This is a genomic window from uncultured Mobiluncus sp. (genome assembly GCF_947087965.1).
Lineage (GTDB): Bacteria > Actinomycetota > Actinomycetes > Actinomycetales > Actinomycetaceae > Mobiluncus.
In genome coordinates, this window is sequence record NZ_CAMUES010000001.1 from 378,984 (window position 1) to 395,629 (window position 16,646).

At 58.5% G+C, this 16,646-nt stretch carries 13 protein-coding genes; 8 read left to right on the top strand and 5 right to left on the bottom strand.

Annotated features, from left to right (window positions below):
* The 3 genes from Q0V70_RS01665 to Q0V70_RS01675 form a co-directional block, all read right to left on the bottom strand.
* Complete coding sequence (locus Q0V70_RS01665) at positions 1-837, bottom strand: ABC transporter ATP-binding protein (protein WP_297587600.1); 837 nt, start codon at positions 835-837, stop codon at positions 1-3.
* Between the two features lie 116 nt (positions 838-953).
* On the bottom strand, positions 954-1,427 hold the full coding sequence (locus tag Q0V70_RS01670; protein ID WP_297346876.1) for a MarR family winged helix-turn-helix transcriptional regulator: 474 nt from the start codon (positions 1,425-1,427) through the stop codon (positions 954-956).
* A 186-nt stretch (positions 1,428-1,613) separates the two neighbouring features.
* Complete coding sequence (locus tag Q0V70_RS01675) at positions 1,614-2,639, bottom strand: hypothetical protein (RefSeq protein ID WP_295027434.1); 1,026 nt, start codon at positions 2,637-2,639, stop codon at positions 1,614-1,616.
* Positions 2,640-2,712: 73 nt separating this feature from the next.
* On the opposite strand from Q0V70_RS01675, the gene Q0V70_RS01680 reads away from it, so the two are divergent.
* The 8 genes from Q0V70_RS01680 to Q0V70_RS01715 all read left to right on the top strand — a co-directional run bounded on the left by Q0V70_RS01680 (position 2,713) and on the right by Q0V70_RS01715 (position 14,160).
* Positions 2,713-3,240 (top strand): ribosome maturation factor RimP, encoded by a 528-nt coding sequence (locus Q0V70_RS01680; protein WP_297346909.1) that lies wholly within the window; start codon positions 2,713-2,715, stop codon positions 3,238-3,240.
* A gap of 23 nt (positions 3,241-3,263) precedes the next feature.
* Positions 3,264-4,250, top strand: a complete 987-nt coding sequence (gene nusA / locus Q0V70_RS01685; protein WP_297587602.1) for a transcription termination factor NusA — start codon at positions 3,264-3,266, stop codon at positions 4,248-4,250.
* Between the two features lie 287 nt (positions 4,251-4,537).
* Positions 4,538-5,773 (top strand): cell wall-binding repeat-containing protein, encoded by a 1,236-nt coding sequence (locus tag Q0V70_RS01690; protein WP_297346907.1) that lies wholly within the window; start codon positions 4,538-4,540, stop codon positions 5,771-5,773.
* 359 nt (positions 5,774-6,132) lie between these two features.
* Positions 6,133-8,904: a translation initiation factor IF-2 gene (gene infB, locus Q0V70_RS01695; RefSeq protein ID WP_297587802.1), complete on the top strand. Its 2,772-nt coding sequence runs from the start codon at positions 6,133-6,135 to the stop codon at positions 8,902-8,904.
* Positions 8,905-9,000: 96 nt separating this feature from the next.
* The gene (rbfA, locus tag Q0V70_RS01700; protein WP_297587604.1) at positions 9,001-9,438 is read left to right on the top strand and encodes a 30S ribosome-binding factor RbfA; all 438 of its coding nucleotides are present in this window, start codon (positions 9,001-9,003) and stop codon (positions 9,436-9,438) included.
* Between the two features lie 107 nt (positions 9,439-9,545).
* Positions 9,546-10,628, top strand: a complete 1,083-nt coding sequence (truB, locus tag Q0V70_RS01705; RefSeq protein ID WP_297587606.1) for a tRNA pseudouridine(55) synthase TruB — start codon at positions 9,546-9,548, stop codon at positions 10,626-10,628.
* A gap of 31 nt (positions 10,629-10,659) precedes the next feature.
* On the top strand, positions 10,660-12,594 hold the full coding sequence (locus tag Q0V70_RS01710) for a cell wall-binding repeat-containing protein (RefSeq protein ID WP_297587608.1): 1,935 nt from the start codon (positions 10,660-10,662) through the stop codon (positions 12,592-12,594).
* A gap of 135 nt (positions 12,595-12,729) precedes the next feature.
* Positions 12,730-14,160 carry a sodium:alanine symporter family protein gene (locus tag Q0V70_RS01715; RefSeq protein ID WP_297346623.1) on the top strand — a complete coding sequence of 477 codons (1,431 nt, stop codon included), beginning with the start codon at positions 12,730-12,732 and terminating at the stop codon, positions 14,158-14,160.
* A gap of 58 nt (positions 14,161-14,218) precedes the next feature.
* Here Q0V70_RS01715 and Q0V70_RS01720 read toward each other — a convergent pair whose 3' ends face one another.
* Both Q0V70_RS01720 and Q0V70_RS01725 read right to left on the bottom strand, forming a co-directional pair.
* Positions 14,219-15,490 (bottom strand): CapA family protein, encoded by a 1,272-nt coding sequence (locus Q0V70_RS01720; protein WP_297346622.1) that lies wholly within the window; start codon positions 15,488-15,490, stop codon positions 14,219-14,221.
* A gap of 40 nt (positions 15,491-15,530) precedes the next feature.
* Entirely contained in the window at positions 15,531-16,526 is a 996-nt protein-coding gene (locus Q0V70_RS01725) for a bifunctional riboflavin kinase/FAD synthetase (protein WP_297587610.1), read from the bottom strand.
* Positions 16,527-16,646: the final 120 nt, after the last annotated feature.

Sequence of the window (16,646 nt, forward strand, 5' to 3'; positions counted from 1 at the left end):
TCACGCCACCTTTGCGATGTCTGCGGGTTCGGGGTGATGCAAATCGTGCACAATCATTCCGTCACGGACAATCAAGACCCGGTCCCCGGTCGTGGCGGCGTGCTGGTCGTGGGTGACCATCACCACAGTTTGCCCGAAGTTATCGACCGCCGCGCGCAGTAGGTTCAGGACTTCAGCAGAAGACGCCGTGTCCAGGTTTCCGGTCGGCTCGTCAGCGACCAGCATGGCGGGGCGGGACAGCAGGGCTCGCGCGACTGCGACGCGCTGTACCTGGCCGCCGGACAGCTCGTAAGGCTTGTGGTTCAGTCGGGTGGTGAGGTCCAATCCGGTGACGATTTGGTCGAACCAGTGCCGGTCTATCGGCTTATTCGCCAGGCGCAGCGGCAGTTCGATATTGGCCCCCGCGCTCAAGGTCGGAACCAGGTTAAACGACTGGAACACGAACCCTAAGTTGTCGCGGCGCCACAGGGTCAGGGGCTTGTCTTTTAGCTTGGTGATGTCCACGCGGTTGACCGTGATGGAACCGGAAGTGACCGCGTCCAAACCGGCTAGGACGTGCAGCAGCGTGGATTTTCCGGAACCGGAGGGGCCCATGATGACCGTGAATTCGCGGGCGTTAATATCTACGTTGATCCCGCGCAACGCCTCGACTCGCGTGCCTTTTTCGCCGTAAACCTTGGTGACATCTCGTAGCACGGCGACCGGGACAGTCGGTAGGTCCGTCTCTGCATTGGTCACAAGGGGGGAGGGGGACATGCCGGAGGCGGCAGAGGCCGGTGGGGTGGGGGGCGTCACCGGGGTAAACGGGGTGTCGGCGGGGCTATTCGGGGAGGACATAATCAACCTTTCGCTAGAGTTCTTAACTGAAATCCAGCGTAGCTAGGCCAAAACTAATAGGCTATGGGGGTTTACCCTGAAAAAACCCCGATGCGTCCCTGAGTCGGTTGAGGTCTCTAGAGTTCCGTTTTTTCCAGGTGGCTGCGCATACTGGACAGCACGCGGCGCATCGCGTTTAAATCTGATTGCGAAACCCGGCCAGCAAACAGTTCACGTACCACTTTCATCTGAACTTGCGCCGCGGCTTCGTAAGCGTTCAACCCTTTGGTTGACAGGCATGCATTGCGGGTGCGCTTATCCGAACCTTGGCACAGCCGATTCAGCCAGCCCTTTTTCTCCATCTCACCGAGTCGATAGTTCAATCGAGAGGGCGAAAATACCGTTTGCCTGGCAAGTTCACCGAGCTGCAGTTTCTTTTCCGGAGCGTTAGCCAAAGCCGTTAAGATGGAATATTGAGGCAGGTCGAAGCCGCATTGTTCCTTGAGAGCATAGTCAATCTCTAGATTGAGCATTTGGGAAAACTTAAAAAAATCTTCCCAGATTTCTTCGGGCGTAGCGTCCGGTGTGTCTGGAGAATCGGTGCGAACCAACGTGAAGGCCTCTCGGAACTCGGTAATCCTAATGGTTGTTTTGTTATTGTGCTATAAACCGTGCAGTTTTCCAATCTTTTGATTAATTATATTACTAATAATTTAATCTTTCTTTAGGATAGCCAGTTGTGAATGTGTCGTGCCCTTCCGGGTGGGCATTCTGACTGGAACTGACGTTTGCACAGGTTATGGCCATAGTTGCACAAAAATTTGGGAAGGGGGAACGCCGAAACGATTTTGCGAAGTCACGTCGCCTTTGGCGGCGCTAATCCAGGGTTGACGCAACGCTGACAGGGCCTGGTCTGGTGATTTTTTCGAGGCCGCACCGGTTGGTGAAATGAGCTCGATAATCTTAAGGTGAGCCGCGAAAGCGTCGGCATCAGCCTGATTGATGAGGCGAATCGCGTCCGGGGTTGTTTTGATCTGGGGAAAATCCAAAGCGTACTGGCCGGCACGCACGTCCTCCACGCCTCCGTCTACCAGCGACTGCACGTCCCAAGCCAGGGAATCCGCCCTTTGCAAAGCCCACTGCCGGTCATTCCCGCTGAGGTGAGCCGCCGCCACTTCCATACGGAAACGGGCAAAATCCAGAGCGGTCTGCTCTTTTATAAGGTTTTGCAGGTTTTTCCGGTCGGCTATTGGTTCAGTGGAACCTTCGGGGTTCGTCCCTGCCGGTGAGTCTACCGGCATCGTTGGTTCGGGAAGTTTGCGTCCTGCGATTCCCGCCACGTGCGAGGCGTCCAGCTGCTGGGCGGCGCACAAGGCCGTGAGGAGCTGTGCGTCGTTAGCGTGGGGGGCGCGTGCCCCCGCCTGGCAGGACGTTGCGGCCGCATCTACCAGGAGCTGTATCAGGTCCTCCACGTTGCCCGGAGCCGGGGAAGGCTGCGGTCCGGGGTCGGCGCCCTCCGGGGTCCCCTGCGGCCACGGTTGCCAGACCCCGCCCAAGGCCGCTAAACGGGTCGCGGATAGGTCGCGGACCGTCCCAATCGCTTCGCGGACCCCGGGGGTTAGCGAGGCATCTTCGGCCATCTTTTCACTACCGGCGTTGATAGCCGCTTCCGCGCGAGAGGCGGCGGAAATCCCGGCTTGGCCGGCATCCAGTTCCGGCAAGGCATCGGGGGGAGTGTCCAGGCGCAGTCCACATCCAGTCAGCGCAAACCCCGCCACAAGCCATAGACTTAGTTTCAGGAAACGGGACGGGGATAAAAACATAGACCCATTGTTTCATACCCCGCCCCATCCACCCGCTCAGGCAACTCTGAGGGAATGAAAAAAGGGGAGACTATTGCAGATAAAGACAGAAGCTCAGCCGCATACCTCGGCAGACCCTAGTGTCGCCGCGATTATTCAGGTCATCAGCCCGGTCATAGACGCAGCTGGATTGTATTTGGAAAAAATTGCCCTCACCGGCCCTAAGCATCAGCGGGTCGTGGCGATTGGTTTGGATTTACCCGATGGGCAAGCCGATTTGGGTAGTGCGCAGCTGGAGGAAGCGAGCCGCGCCATCGGTGCCGCTTTGGACGCAAACGATCCGGTGCCAGGTGCCTATACCCTTGAGATTTCCACGCTTGGCGCCGAACACGCGCTGACGAATCTGCGGCTGGCGCGCCGGGCTCTCGGTAAGGATGTAGAAGTGCGTATCGGCGGGCAGGTCCGCACCGGTATTTTGACCGATGTTACGCAAACCGGGCTGAGTGTAAATGACGATGGAGACGTTACGGTTTATCCCTTTGAGGACATAGAATCGGTACGTACCGTTATTTTGTTTGGGAAGCCTCGGGGGTCCCAACGCAACGGGCGAAAAAATAAATAGCGACAAATCAATACGGAGGAATCATGCAAATTGACATGTCTGCATTGCGCCTGGTGGAAGCCGAAAAGGGCATGGATATGAACTCGCTTATCGACACGGTCGAGCAAGCGCTTTTGAAGGCATACCGCAATCAGCCGGGTGCTGAGAAAGATCATTCACGGGTTGAGGTTGATCGCAAGACCGGTGAGGTGCGAGTTTTGGTGAAGGAGCTGGACGAGGATGGCAACGAGCTGGGCGAGTCCGAGATTACTCCTGAAGATTTTGGACGTACCGCCGCGGCCACGGTGAAATCCGTGATTATTCAACGTTTCCAGGAAGAAGAAGACAAAGCTGTTCTGGGCGATTTCAAGGATCGCGTCGGTCAAGTCGTTTCCGGTGTGGTGACCTCCGGGCGCGACCCGAAGCTGGTTACCGTGAATCTGGGAGATGTGGATGGCATTATTCCGCCGGCCGAACAGGTTCCCGGCGAAAAATACCAGAACGGAGTGCGGCTGAGCGTATACGTTTTGGCGGCGTCGCGGGGCTTGAAAGGGCCGCACATCGAACTGTCTCGAACCCATCCCGGCTTGGTGCAGGGCCTGTTTAAACGCGAAGTGCCCGAAATCGACAAGGAAGAAGTCGTCATCGAATCCGTGGCTCGCGAGCCGGGACACCGCACCAAGATTGCCGTGCGGGCGACCGAAAAAGGTCTCAACGCCAAGGGGGCGTGCATCGGCCCGAACGGTTCGCGCGTCCGGGCGGTTATGAACGAGCTCAACGGAGAAAAAATCGACATCGTGGATTGGGCCGAAGATCCTACGGTTTATGTGGCCAATGCTTTGAGCCCGGCCAAAGTCATTTCGGTACGGGTCATCGATGAGGCCAAGCGGCTGGCGCGAGTGGTAGTCCCGGACTTTCAACAGTCCCTGGCTATCGGCAAAGAAGGCCAAAATGCCCGCCTGGCTTCGCGCCTGACAGGTTGGGGGATTGACATCCATTCCGACACCGAAAATGGTGGCGCACCGGCCTAAATTTTCAACCCCGCGAGGGGTTTCGCATTCAGTCCTCCGAGGTTCTTCCCGGAGGGCTGAATTTTCTGTGCCCAAGGGTCGCGCCGGTGTTTCCGGGGGAGGCGCGGCAACGTTGGGGACCGCCCTTGTGAAGGCATATAAGCAGTTGAGAGCCTTTAAAACCGCCAAAATGGACATGGTTGTTACCAAAACGTTATAATCAATCGTCGCGGCGTGGGGTCGCGAAACGTTCAATAAATGAGGAGGGCATTTGGCTGGGTCAAATGAGCCGGTCGAATAGGTCAATCATGAATATTTCTAAACTGATGGCAAGTTCATTTGCAATTGCTGGAATCGGAGTAGCGGGGGTTGCCCCGATTGCCAATGCGGAAGATGGGGGTTCCGCAGTCATTACAAATCAAACTGTCAGTGCCAACGTTCGTTTGGCTGGTGTCGACCGTTATGAGACATCAAAAGCGGTGTCTGAAGCAACTGATATGAGTTCAGTGTTGGTCAGCGATAAGTCGCCTGATGGCCTCATTGGTTCGCTGCAGGCAGCCAACGATGACAAATCCGCCGTCATGAGCCCGGATGCTCCCTCCTTGGGAGGAACTAACCGTTACGAGTCGGCCGCGAAAGTCGCTTTGGAAGGCGAAGCGGATGCTCCCGTGGTTATCGCCAACGGCAACTCGGAGGTAGACATTCTGGCCGCCACGTCCTACGCCGCCAATCTGGAAGCGAACCTCTTGTTGGCGGAGCCGGATCAGCTAGGCAAATACGGCTCTCAAGCTATTGCTGAGTTGAATCCTCAAAGCATCACAATCATTGGTGGCACCGCGGTCGTGAGTGAGGAAACTAAAGCTCAGATTGAAGAACTGACCGGGAAAAAGGTTTCTCGGATTGCCGGAGCTGACCGTTACACCACCGCTCTGGCCGCCGCGCAAGCTATCGGCTCACAAAACTATCTGTTGGTCAATGGCAAGAACCCGGTCGATGCCCTGACCTTGGCTCCTTTGGCAAAGAAAAATAATGCTTCGGTAGTGTTGGTCCAGACTTCCTGTGCGCCCCAAGCGGTGCTGGGAGACCTGGGTGGAAAACATCTCACCGCTATCGGTGGCACCAGCGCTATTGCCGACAATTTCGCGGCGAAAACCTGTGAGCAGCAGGCGGCCGAGACAGCTGCAAAGGCCGCAGCTGAGAAGGCAGCCCAGGAAGCCGCGGCGCGGGCGGCTAATCCGTGGGGAGCCGGCACTGCGCAGGGCATCGCTTACGACATGCTGGGTCAGTTCGGTTGGGGACCGGATCAGATGCAACCCCTGTTCAAGCTGTGGGCCCGCGAATCTGGATGGCGTACGAATGCCGGACGCCCCGGTGGTCCCTACGGGATTCCACAGGCTAATCCCGGCCGCAAAATGGCTTCTGCCGGTGCAGACTGGGCGACGAACCCGGCCACTCAAATCCGCTGGGGATTGAGCTACATCAAGGGCCGCTACGGCAGTCCGGCGGCCGCCTGGGCGAATTTCTGTGCCCGTGGCTGGTATTGATTTTGGGGACCTGCCAATAACTTAGGGGTGGAGCCGTCACGGACGGTTCCACCCCAATGTTTTGGCTGATGGTTTGCCCGGCCGGAGACCCCGATTCAAATGCATAGAGAAAAGTCGGGTATAATCAAAGGCGGTGCTTCTCGCGGCTCCAACAGCCGCGTTCTAGCACATGAACTTATTAGCTGAGGATACTTTGCGGCTGGTGGATCTCATTAATCCCGCGGCACTGTGTTCGCAATGACCTAGGAGCGGGTTGGAAGATGTTGGGCACCCGATGAGTACCCGATGAGTACCAACGATTAATCCATTCTCACCCTTCGCCGGGTGGGGTGGCGAAGGACAGGAGAAAAGTGGCACGAATGCGCGTGCACGAGCTTGCGAAAGAGCTCGGTATTGAATCCAAAGAAATGCTGGCGTATCTGAAAGATGCCGGCGAGTTCGTAAAGTCTGCATCCTCCGTGGTGGAAAGCCCGGTTGTGAAGCGGATGATGGAACGCTTTGAAGAGGAAAAGCTGGGCAAGTTTAGCCCGGAAGCCGCCAAGAAAGCCGAAAAAGCGGCTGCGAAAGCGAAGAAGCCGGCTGCCAAGACAACCGCGAAAAGTCAAAAGTCGGCCGCGGAGACTGTTGCAGCGGAATCTACACCGCCAGACAGCGCCGCGGAGTCGCCGACCCCGGAGACTGCGCCCGCACCGGACACTTCGGACGCAGAGACTCCCGCACCGGCGGATTCCACTCCTGCTGCTCCTCAGCCAAAATCAGAGAAATCAGCACCGAGTCCCAGCCCTGCCAAGCCGCAGGCGAAACCCAGTGCTCACCCCGATATTCCCAAACCCGGAGCCTCAATTCCTAAGCCGGGTGCGCGTCCGGGCAACAATCCGTTCGCTTCCGCTCAGGGAATGCCGCGTCCCGGCGGCACCAGTGGAATCAAAGCGAAGCCGGGTCCGCGCCGGGGACGACTGGGCAACAACCCGTTCGCTTCCGCCCAAGGCATGAGCCAGGGGATTCCCCGTCCGGGGCAGGGCGGCGGTTCGCGTCCCAAGCCAGGAGACCGCTTGGGCTCGCCCCGCGGTGACTCCGGTTCCGCAGGACGCGGTGGACGGGGCAGTCGTGGTTCTCGCACGAGCCCTGATGCGTTGGCAGCCGGCGGCTTTGGCGGCGCTCCCGCATTCGGCGGTCCGCCTTCGCCGCCTCGCGGTCGCGGCGGGCGCGGCTTTACCCAGGGTGCTTTCGGTCACGGCAAATCCCGGAAAGGCAAGAGCCGCCGGGCTAAGCGTCAGGAAATCGAGGAGCAAAATGCGCCCGTGATTGGCGGGGTCACCGTTCCGAAAGGCAATGGCCAAGAGATTCGGATTCGTTCCGGAGCATCTGTCGCCGATTTCGCAGAAAAGATTAACGTCAATCCTGCCGCGTTGGTGACCGTGCTGTTCCACATGGGTGAGATGGCCACAGCTAATCAGTCCCTAGACGAGGACACTTTCAAGCTGCTGGGGGCAGAACTCGGTTACGAAATTACGGTGGTTTCACCGGAGGACGAGGACCGCGAGCTGCTGGAATCCTTCGATATTGATTTGGAAGCCGAAGAACTCGATGACATCGAGGCTATGGAACCCCGACCTCCGGTCGTGACGGTGATGGGCCACGTCGATCATGGTAAAACCAAGTTGCTGGACGCTATCCGTAATACTGACGTCATTGATACCGAGTATGGCGGAATTACCCAGCACATCGGCGCCTATATGGTCACGCTGAAAAAGGCTGATAAAGGCCGCAAACTTACCTTCATCGATACGCCGGGTCACGAAGCCTTCACCGCTATGCGTGCCCGTGGCGCCCAGGTCACCGACATTGCGATTATCGTGGTCGCCGCTGATGATGGGGTGATGCCCCAGACCGTGGAGGCCATCAACCATGCCAAGGCCGCAAACGTGCCGATTGTGGTGGCAGTCAACAAGATTGATAAACCTACCGCGAATCCGGACAAGGTCAAAGCCCAGATGTCCGAATACGGCGTGCTACCCGAAGAATACGGCGGCGACACCATGTTTGTGCCGATTTCGGCTAAACAGCGGATGGGTATTGAGGATTTGTTGGATGCAGTGTTGCTGACAGCTGACGCGGTGCTGGATCTGCAGGCCAATCCACACGCTCCCGCCCGCGGCGTTGCCATTGAAGCGAACCTGGACAAGGGACGCGGCACGGTCGCTACCGTGCTGGTACAGCGCGGTACTCTGCGTGTCGGCGACGCTATCGTGGCGGGAACTGCCTACGGCAGGGTACGCGCCATGTTCAACGAGCGTGGCCAAAACGTGGAGGAGGCCACCCCCTCCACTCCGGTGCAGGTGCTGGGTCTGACCTCGGTGCCGCGAGCCGGCGATAACTTCCTGGTCGCCGAAGACGACCGGACGGCCCGCCAGATTGCAGACAAACGTGCGGCTGCGGAACGCGCTGCGTTGCTGGCCAAGCGCCGCAAGCGCGTCACCCTGGAATCCTTCGATGAAGCCCTGAAGGCCGGCAAGGTCGACATGATGAACCTGATTATCAAGGGCGACGTGTCCGGCTCGGTCGAAGCTCTGGAGGACTCCCTGCTCAAGATTGACGTGGGCGAGGAAGTTGGTCTGCGCATCATCCACCGCGGTGTCGGCGCGATTACCCAAAACGATGTCAACTTGGCGACCGTGGACAACGCCATCATTATCGGTTTCAACGTCCGTCCTGCCGAACGTGTGGCGGAACTGGCCGATAGTGAAGGCGTGGAGATGAAGTTCTATTCCGTCATCTACCAGGTCATTGAGGACGTTGAGAACTCCTTGAAGGGTATGCTAAAGCCGATTTATGAGGAACACGAACTCGGTTCCGCCGAGATTCGCCAGGTCTTTAAGTCCTCCAAGTTCGGCAACATCGCGGGCTGCTTGATTAAGTCGGGCACCATCAAGCGCGGCTCTAAGGCTCGTTTGGTTCGCGATGGTGTGGTCGTCAACGGAGAACTGGAGATTCATTCCTTGCGCCGCGAAAAGGACGATGTCACCGAGGTTCGCGAAGGTTTCGAATGCGGTATCGGTCTGGAGTTCAAGGACATCCAGGTGGGCGACCGCATCGAAACTTGGGAAATGCGCGAGATTCCGCGCGATTAATATCCCTAACCAACCCGGGGTCCCTGGCCGGCCTGCGGCGGTTTACCGCCAGGCGTGGCCGGGGCGCCGGGACAACACACGAAGAAGGGAGAAACTATGGATGACACCCGGCGGGAAAAAGTCGCCGCGAACATTTTGACCACGGTGGCCAGCATGCTGGCTGGCAAGATTAAAGACCCCAGATTAGGTTTCGTCACCATTACTTCGGTCGAGGTCACGGGGGATTTGCAGCATGCCAAAGTTTATTACACGGCCTATGGTAGCGACACGGAGCGAACCGCTTCCGGCGCGGCTTTGGAGTCCGCCAAAGGACTGATTCGCTCCCACGTGGGCAAAAATTTGGGCACACGACTGACTCCGACCTTGGAATTCGTGGCCGATCCGGTGCCCCAGCAAGCTGCGGCTTTGGAATCGGCGCTGGCAGAGGCCCGCGCGGCCGATGCCGAGCTGGCCGCCCGCAAAGGCACCCAGTATGCCGGGGAAGCCAATCCCTACAAAACTCCCCGTGAGTCCGAAGATGGCCAGGAATCCTAACGCCGCCGGTCTGACGCCTGATTGCGAGTGGACCCTCATCGGGGGCGTTCCGGGGGTTATCGACGGGGCGGGGTGGTTGGTTCACAAGGTTCCCCGGGCGGGTTGCAATGTTTGACGCGCCGGACTTCTTGCCCGACTGTCCCGAGGATTTGCCTCGGGGTGAAACCTGTCCGCCCGGACTGGTCATTGTGGATAAGCCGCGGGGGTTGAGTTCCAACGCGGTGGCCTCACGGATTCGCCGGTTGGCAGGACAAAAGAAAGTCGGTTATGCCGGCACTCTAGATCCGCTGGCCACGGGAATCCTCATTTGCGCTATCGGCAAAGCCACGCGCCTCTTGCAATACTTGACAGCTCATGACAAGGTCTATACCGCCCGGGTGCGGTTTGGTATCTCTACGGATACTGACGATGCCCTGGGCCAGGTCACGGCCTGTTTAGGCGCTGTGTTGACCCCGGAGGACATCGCGGCGGCTCTGGTGCCGTGGCGGGGTCCGGTTAACCAAATCCCCGCCAAGTTTTCCGCCATTAAGATTGGCGGCAAACGTGCCTACGACCTGGCACGTGCCGGGAAAAACGTGGAAATCCAGCCTCGTCCGGTGACCATTCACCGGCTCGAGCTGAGAGGCGCTCCCGTCATCGAAACGGTAGCGGGAGACAACTCGAACCCTCCGGTGAGAGTTACCGATGCGGAACTTTTGGTGGAGTGTTCGGCGGGAACCTACGTGCGCGCCCTGGCTCGAGACCTCGGAGCAGACCTGGGGGTGGGGGCGCATTTGACGGCGTTACGACGCATTTCGGTCGGGTCATACGGGCTGGAACAGGCGCGAAGCCTGTCCGAGCTGGGGGCCGAAGTCGAGAGTCTCGGGATGCTGCGTCCGTTAGGGCTTGACGCGGCGATTTTGGGAATCTTTCCCGAATTGCCCGGTGACGAAACCCAGGTGCGGGCGCTGTCTTTCGGACAAGCCCTACAACTGGCCGGTTCGACCCGCGAGGCCACCGCCCTTCTGCAGGCGGCAAATTCGAACCCAACTGCGTCCGCAGGTTCGCTGCTGGCCGTCACCGAAGCGACGACCGACTCAGACGCGGGTGAAAAACGTGTCATCGCGCTGGCCCAGCTGGAAAATGAGCGGCTGAAACCGATTTGGGTGTTGAGACCTGCAAAATCTGGAACGTCTGGGACATACACTTAATGTAGGTCGGGTTTAGGAACACAGGAGAATCATGACTCGAAAAACGTATCTGAAATCTTGGTGGCCCCTTGCAGTGCTGGGCATGCTGGGCGTGTTGGGTCTGCTTTCCGGACCCGGCGGCATTAGTCTGAACTCTCCCGAGTTCCCCGGCCAGACCCCAACTGTCTCAACGACAGCAGCAGCCAGTGTTCCTCACGCTGAGGCCACGCGGAATGTGGTCCCGGCCCTTCCACAGAGACTTTCCGCCCTCACTGAAACATTGCCCGAGGATTTCACCCCCCACACCGACCGGGAGGTAGGTGAGTTGATGATTGGCGGGGGCGCTCCCGTAGGTGCTCAGGACGTGAGCTGGATTGGCTATATCGCCATTACCAATTGGAACGGGACCGGCTCAATCTGTACCGGGATATTAGTCCATCCTTCCTGGGTGTTGACCGCGGGTCACTGCATGGCGAACAAGCCCCGCTACGTTTCTGTTAAGTTCGGCTTGACCAGGGAGCTATCCGCTCAGGTGGATGATTACAAAGTTCATCCGCAATATGACGCTTCTCTGCTGCACCTGCAAACTCCGATGTCCGGGATAACCCCGGCAGTTTTGGCGGCCGGTCAAGCCCCGGCGGGAACCGTGGCTTTGGAATACGGCTGGGGTGGGGCATCGAATACGCTGTTGTCCACTCCGCAAAGAATCGCGGCGACCTGCTACACGGTGGTGCAAGGGCCAACGCAGGGTGAGTTTACGGCTAACTGCGGCGGGACTGTCGCTCCTGGTCAGCTCAGTTACAAGACCTCGTGGCCGGGAGTGATGACCGAGCACGGTGATTCCGGTGGACCTCTGCTGGTATCCAATCAGGTTATAGGGACTTTGATTGGGGGCAATGATCAGGGAGCTTACTTTGGTTCCGTGATTCCCCTAGCTTCGTGGCTGAAAGACATCACCGGGGTGACCTTGGGGGCAGCTTCGGGGAATACGACGGAATATCCCTATGAATCTCGACTGAGTCGGATTGCCGGAGCCGATCGGGTCTCGACAGCTCTAGCGTTGCACTCAGCGAGTGGGACCAATGGGGACGCGATTGTGCTGACCACCGGGCGGCTCGCCCCTGACGCTTTGAGCTCCGCGGCTTTGGTGGGGGCGCGAGGAGCCACGGTTTTGCTCACGGTGTCCAATCCGGTGGAACCGGCTGTGATTTCTGCCATTAAGGCTTCCCCGCGCAAGACCCTCTACGTGGTCGGCGGGGGAGTGAAACTCTCGCCTGCTCAACGCGCTGAACTGCAGCAAGCCGGAATCTCCATCACCGACCTGGTGGGTCAAGATCGTTTCGACACGGCGGGTCGGGTCGCGGCCCTCGCGGCCCAGGAAAACGCTTCGGTCAGCGCCAACACGAAACTCCTTGACGTGTTCCTGGTAGATGCCACCAGTGACCCTAACATTCCCGATGCTATTGCTGCCGGTCCCGCCGTGGCCAATGCCCACGGTGTCATCCTCTTTACCCGCTCGAACAGCATCCCACCCACCACTCTCCAAGCGATTTCCACCCTGGCGAACACGGCGGCAAAGCAAGGGGGCAAGCTGCGCGTGTGGGGGATAGGCGGCAGGGCGGCTACAGCCGTTACCACCAACGCCGCCAATGCGGACATGGACTGGAGCAGTGCCGTGAGCGAGGTAAAGACCATCGTGGGTATAGATCGTTTCCAGACTTCTACCCAGTTGGCCCAAAACTTCTTCCCCAATGCCCCGGGATACCTGGTGGCTTCCGGCAACGTGTTTGCTGACGGTTTGGCTGGCTCAGGCTACGCACACGCCAATAACCAGGCCATTGTGCTCAGTCGCCCGGCCTCTCTGGACGCGAACCTGCAGAGTTTCGTGCAAGCCCATCCGCAAGCTGCTTACACCATCGCCGGTGGGACCGGGGCGGTGTCACGAGGTGTGGCGAACCAAATTGGCGCCCTACTGACGGCGCGTTAATCGACCGGAAACGCCGCGCTCACAGACCTTATCGCTCGTCTCAAATAGTGGACAGTAGTGCCGAATTATGGATAACCGGGCTCACTCGCTAAACTTGCCACAAGTTTGTATCCGAAAATACTGAGGCAATACACTATGGACAAGTTTTTTGAGGTTCTCAACGCGGTTGATGCTTTCGTCTGGGGGCCGTTTTTCCTAATCCCCCTGCTGCTAGGAACCGGGCTGTGGCTGACCATTCGCCTGACGGGAATCCAGTTTCGTAAACTCGGTCCCGCGCTGCACCTGGCCCTGCTGAAACGTGATGAGGGCGCCGGGGAAAGCGTCGAGGGGAAACAACCGCTCGATGACACTATCGAGGGCGATATTTCTCACTACCAAGCACTGACCACCGCCCTGGCCGCTACCGTCGGGGTCGGAAACATTGCCGGTGTCGCGACCGCTATCCACATTGGCGGACCCGGAGCAGTGTTCTGGATGTGGGTTACCGGTTTAGTTGGTATGGCTTCTAAGTATTCCGAGGCTTTCCTGGCGGTGCGTTTCCGCACCAAAGACGCAAAAGGCGAGATGAGCGGCGGCCCGCAGTACTACCTGGAACACGTCACGAAAGTGAAGTGGCTGGGGCGGACTTTGGCTATCGCCTTTGCGATCTTTGCGATTATTGCCTCGTTCGGTATCGGCAACCTGACCCAAGCAAACTCGGTCGCGACCCAGTTAGAGGCCTCTTTCGGGGTAAACCCGTGGATGACCGGCCTGTTCATGGCGGCTCTGACCGGCATCGTGCTGCTGGGAGGAGTGAAATCCATCGGCCGGGTGACCTCGGCTTTTGTCCCCATAATGATCATTCTCTACGTGGGAGCCTCGCTGATTGTGCTGGGTCTGTACGTCACCAAAATTCCCGCCGCTCTAGCCCTGATTTTTCACGATGCCTTTACCGGGACTGCCGCGACGGGTGGTTTCGTAGGCTCCACGTTCATGATGGTGCTCCAGTACGGGGTAGCACGCGGGATTTTCTCTAACGAGTCCGGGATGGGGTCCGCGGCAATTGCGGCGGCTGCCGCGCGTACTCGCGAACCGGTCCGGCAAGGACTCGTCTCCATGACCCAAACCTTCATCGACACCATCATCGTGGTGTCCATGACGGCCCTGGTCATCGTTGTTACGGGAGCGTGGACAGTGACCGATGCCGACGGTCAAACGCTGGATGGTTCGCCTCTCACCGCGCAGGCTTTCAACATCGGTTTCCCCGGCGGTCAGGGTCACTTTGTGGTGGCAGTTTCCCTGGTGTTCTTTGCGTTTTCTACCGTGCTGGGCTGGGCATACTACGGGGAACGCTGTGTGCAACGTTTGTTCGGCCTAAAAGCCGTCACCGTCTACCGCTTGCTATTCGCCATAGTTGTTTTCGTGGGCTGTATCACGGAACTGAAAGTCGCGTGGACACTGGCTGATGTCACGAACGGCTTGATGGCTCTGCCTAACTTGATTGGGCTCATCCTGGCTTCCGGTCTGATTGCCCGTGAAACCAGGGCATACCTGAAGCGCGACCCGAAACTGCAAGAATCCCAGTAACCCTTCCGCACCGGCCTCGTGCCAAAGCCGAAAAGCTATGCAGAAGCAATCGAGACACCTATTGCTTAGGTAGTGCTTCAACTTTGGCAGGGGAGGGCCCTGCGGGCGGCTCGGTAAGTTCAGGAGTTTCGGGACCCACCAGGGATTGCAAAAACCCCCGGTACTGTGCGGCCTTGCTCGCACTCATGGCGCTGCCGGGGGGAATTTGCCCCTGCGCCGCCGCAGCTAGCGGTACCACCATATGCGAATCTGGTTCCAGCCCGATTGCTACCCACTGGGTAGAGATAACTTCGGCATTGCCCTGAGCTGGAACCCTAATCGTGGCCCAGGCGATTTGTTCCGAATCCGTGTGCATCGTGGTCAGGGGGCGCATATCCGAGATGACATTCCCCACGCTCCAATACGTCCACATACCTTTGCCGTCCACGCCGCCGGGCAGCTTCTCAATGCCCTGGGGAACGTGCGGATGATGACCGATATAGAGGTCAATCAGCCCACTTGCGGCGGCTTCCTGTGCCCATTGGCGCGCCCAGCCGGAGGGCTGCAACTCATATTCCAGCCCGTTATGGCCGGACAAAATGACTACATTGGCGCCCTCCTGGCGAGCCTGGGCCGCCCAGGTGAGGATTTCACTCATATTGTCAACGTTGACCAGCCACGGTTTTTCATTGATGTAGGGCATTCCGCCCAGCTTTCCCCAAGCCAGGGACAGGTGAGCAATCTTGATGGTGCGACCGTCTTTGGTCAAACTGTACATCTGATAAGGTTTTTCCTCCGCGCTGCGCCGGGAACCGGTGGCTCCCATGCCGGCTTTTTCCAGCACATTGAGCGTCTGGTAGACGCCCTCGATGCCCTGGTCAGTGGTGTGGTTGGAAGCGGTGGAACAGCCGTCGTAGCCCAAATCTTTCATATCCTGAGCCCAGCCTGTAGGCATAGCAAAATTGGGAAACCCCTGGTAAGGGGCGCCGTCCTGGGCAAAAGCAATCTCTTGATGGCAAATCGCCAGGTCAGCCCCCTCGAGAAACGGTTTGATGCCAGCCATCAGATTCGTAAAGTGCGTGTTTCCCGCGGCATCACGAGACACATCGGGCATGAGGGCATCGTGGGTCAGAGCATCGCCCGTGGCCGCAACGGTAAAGGTGATGTCCGGCGGCTGCGTTGTGGTCGGTTGTGGTTTGACGTTCAAAAGGGATGGTTTGGTGGGAATTTCCGTGGCAGCGGATTTTCCGGAGGCACCCTCACAACCCGACAGCCCCCAGGTTCCGCCCATCACCAGCAGGGATGCGGCGACAATCTGGCTGATTCTGCGGGTGACGTCTCTGTGCTCCATGAAACATTTATACCAAATCAACCTGATGATTCCGCCACACTCAGGCTGTGACTGCTCCGGGAGTGATGCGTTGAGCTTTGGGAACCCCCAAGACCACGGCCGTCTCCAGCAGGTCGCAATCCATACGCTCCAACAGTGCGTCCAATGAATGAAAAGCCAGGTTGTCGCGAATCCGATGCACGAATTCGACCACGACTTCTTCCCCGTACAAATCCAAGTCTGCGCGCCCTAAAACGTGGGCTTCCACGGTACGCCCCACGTCGCCAAAATGCGGGGAAGTTCCCACCGAAATAGCGGCGGGCACCACCTCTAGGGAAGTCGGACTCTCCGAGTGGGGTGGGTAAGGCATCCGCAGCCAACCCGCGTAAACACCATCGGCGGGAATCGCCTCCACGAACTGTGCGTCCAGGTTAGCGGTGGGAAATCCCAGTTTGCGCCCGCGCCGCTTGCCGTGAATGACTGTGCCGCGCACCGAATGGGCTCGCCCCAACACATAAGCGGCCTGGTCAACCCGGCCTTGAGCCAGCAGTTCGCGCACCCAAGACGAGGACCAGCGGCGTCCAAAAATCGGGTCGACAATGTTGGGGATTGTCTCGACTGCAAACCCGTATTCTCTCCCCAATTCCCGCAGAGTCTGAGCGTCTCCGCTGTTATTGGATCCGAAATGCATATCTTCCCCAATGACGACCACCAGGGGATGCAGGGGGTTGACCAGGTAGTCGCGGACGAACTCGGTGGGGGACTGGGCGGCAAAATCGAGGTCATACTGTTGGACCCAGGTCGTCTCCACCCCCAGCTGTTCGATGCGGGTCAGTCGGTCCGGCAGGGAACAAATCAACTTATTCTTGGGGTCGGGGTGGTGAACCTGGCGAGGCAACGGGTCGAACGTCAACACAACAGAGGTCGCCTCGCGCTCGTGAGCCAGCGCCACGACTTTCTCGATGATTCGTTTATGTCCGGTGTGAACGCCGTCAAAAGTACCTATGGTCACGATACTCGGGCCGAAACTTGACGGTTTGTCACGAAGTATTTGCACTCCTCAACCTTAGCATGACGCTATCCGCTCCGACCTCGGCGCTGCGCGCCAACCGGGTAAGGGGCGGGGCTTTAACCCTTTTGGGTGTTCAGTTACCAAAAGTGCCTCAATAGGCTGAGT

Excerpts from the sequence above, each read along its gene's own strand:
- infB (WP_297587802.1), top strand. The coding sequence starts at position 6,133 with ATGCGCGTGCACGAGCTTGCGAAAGAGCTCGGTATTGAATCCAAAGAA.
- Q0V70_RS01665 (WP_297587600.1), bottom strand. The coding sequence starts at position 837 with ATGTCCTCCCCGAATAGCCCCGCCGACACCCCGTTTACCCCGGTGACG.
- rbfA (WP_297587604.1), top strand. The coding sequence starts at position 9,001 with ATGGATGACACCCGGCGGGAAAAAGTCGCCGCGAACATTTTGACCACG.
- Q0V70_RS01675 (WP_295027434.1), bottom strand. The coding sequence starts at position 2,639 with ATGTTTTTATCCCCGTCCCGTTTCCTGAAACTAAGTCTATGGCTTGTG.
- Q0V70_RS01715 (WP_297346623.1), top strand. The coding sequence starts at position 12,730 with ATGGACAAGTTTTTTGAGGTTCTCAACGCGGTTGATGCTTTCGTCTGG.
- Q0V70_RS01710 (WP_297587608.1), top strand. The coding sequence starts at position 10,660 with ATGACTCGAAAAACGTATCTGAAATCTTGGTGGCCCCTTGCAGTGCTG.
- Q0V70_RS01690 (WP_297346907.1), top strand. The coding sequence starts at position 4,538 with ATGAATATTTCTAAACTGATGGCAAGTTCATTTGCAATTGCTGGAATC.
- truB (WP_297587606.1), top strand. The coding sequence starts at position 9,546 with ATGTTTGACGCGCCGGACTTCTTGCCCGACTGTCCCGAGGATTTGCCT.
- nusA (WP_297587602.1), top strand. The coding sequence starts at position 3,264 with ATGCAAATTGACATGTCTGCATTGCGCCTGGTGGAAGCCGAAAAGGGC.
- Q0V70_RS01720 (WP_297346622.1), bottom strand. The coding sequence starts at position 15,490 with ATGGAGCACAGAGACGTCACCCGCAGAATCAGCCAGATTGTCGCCGCA.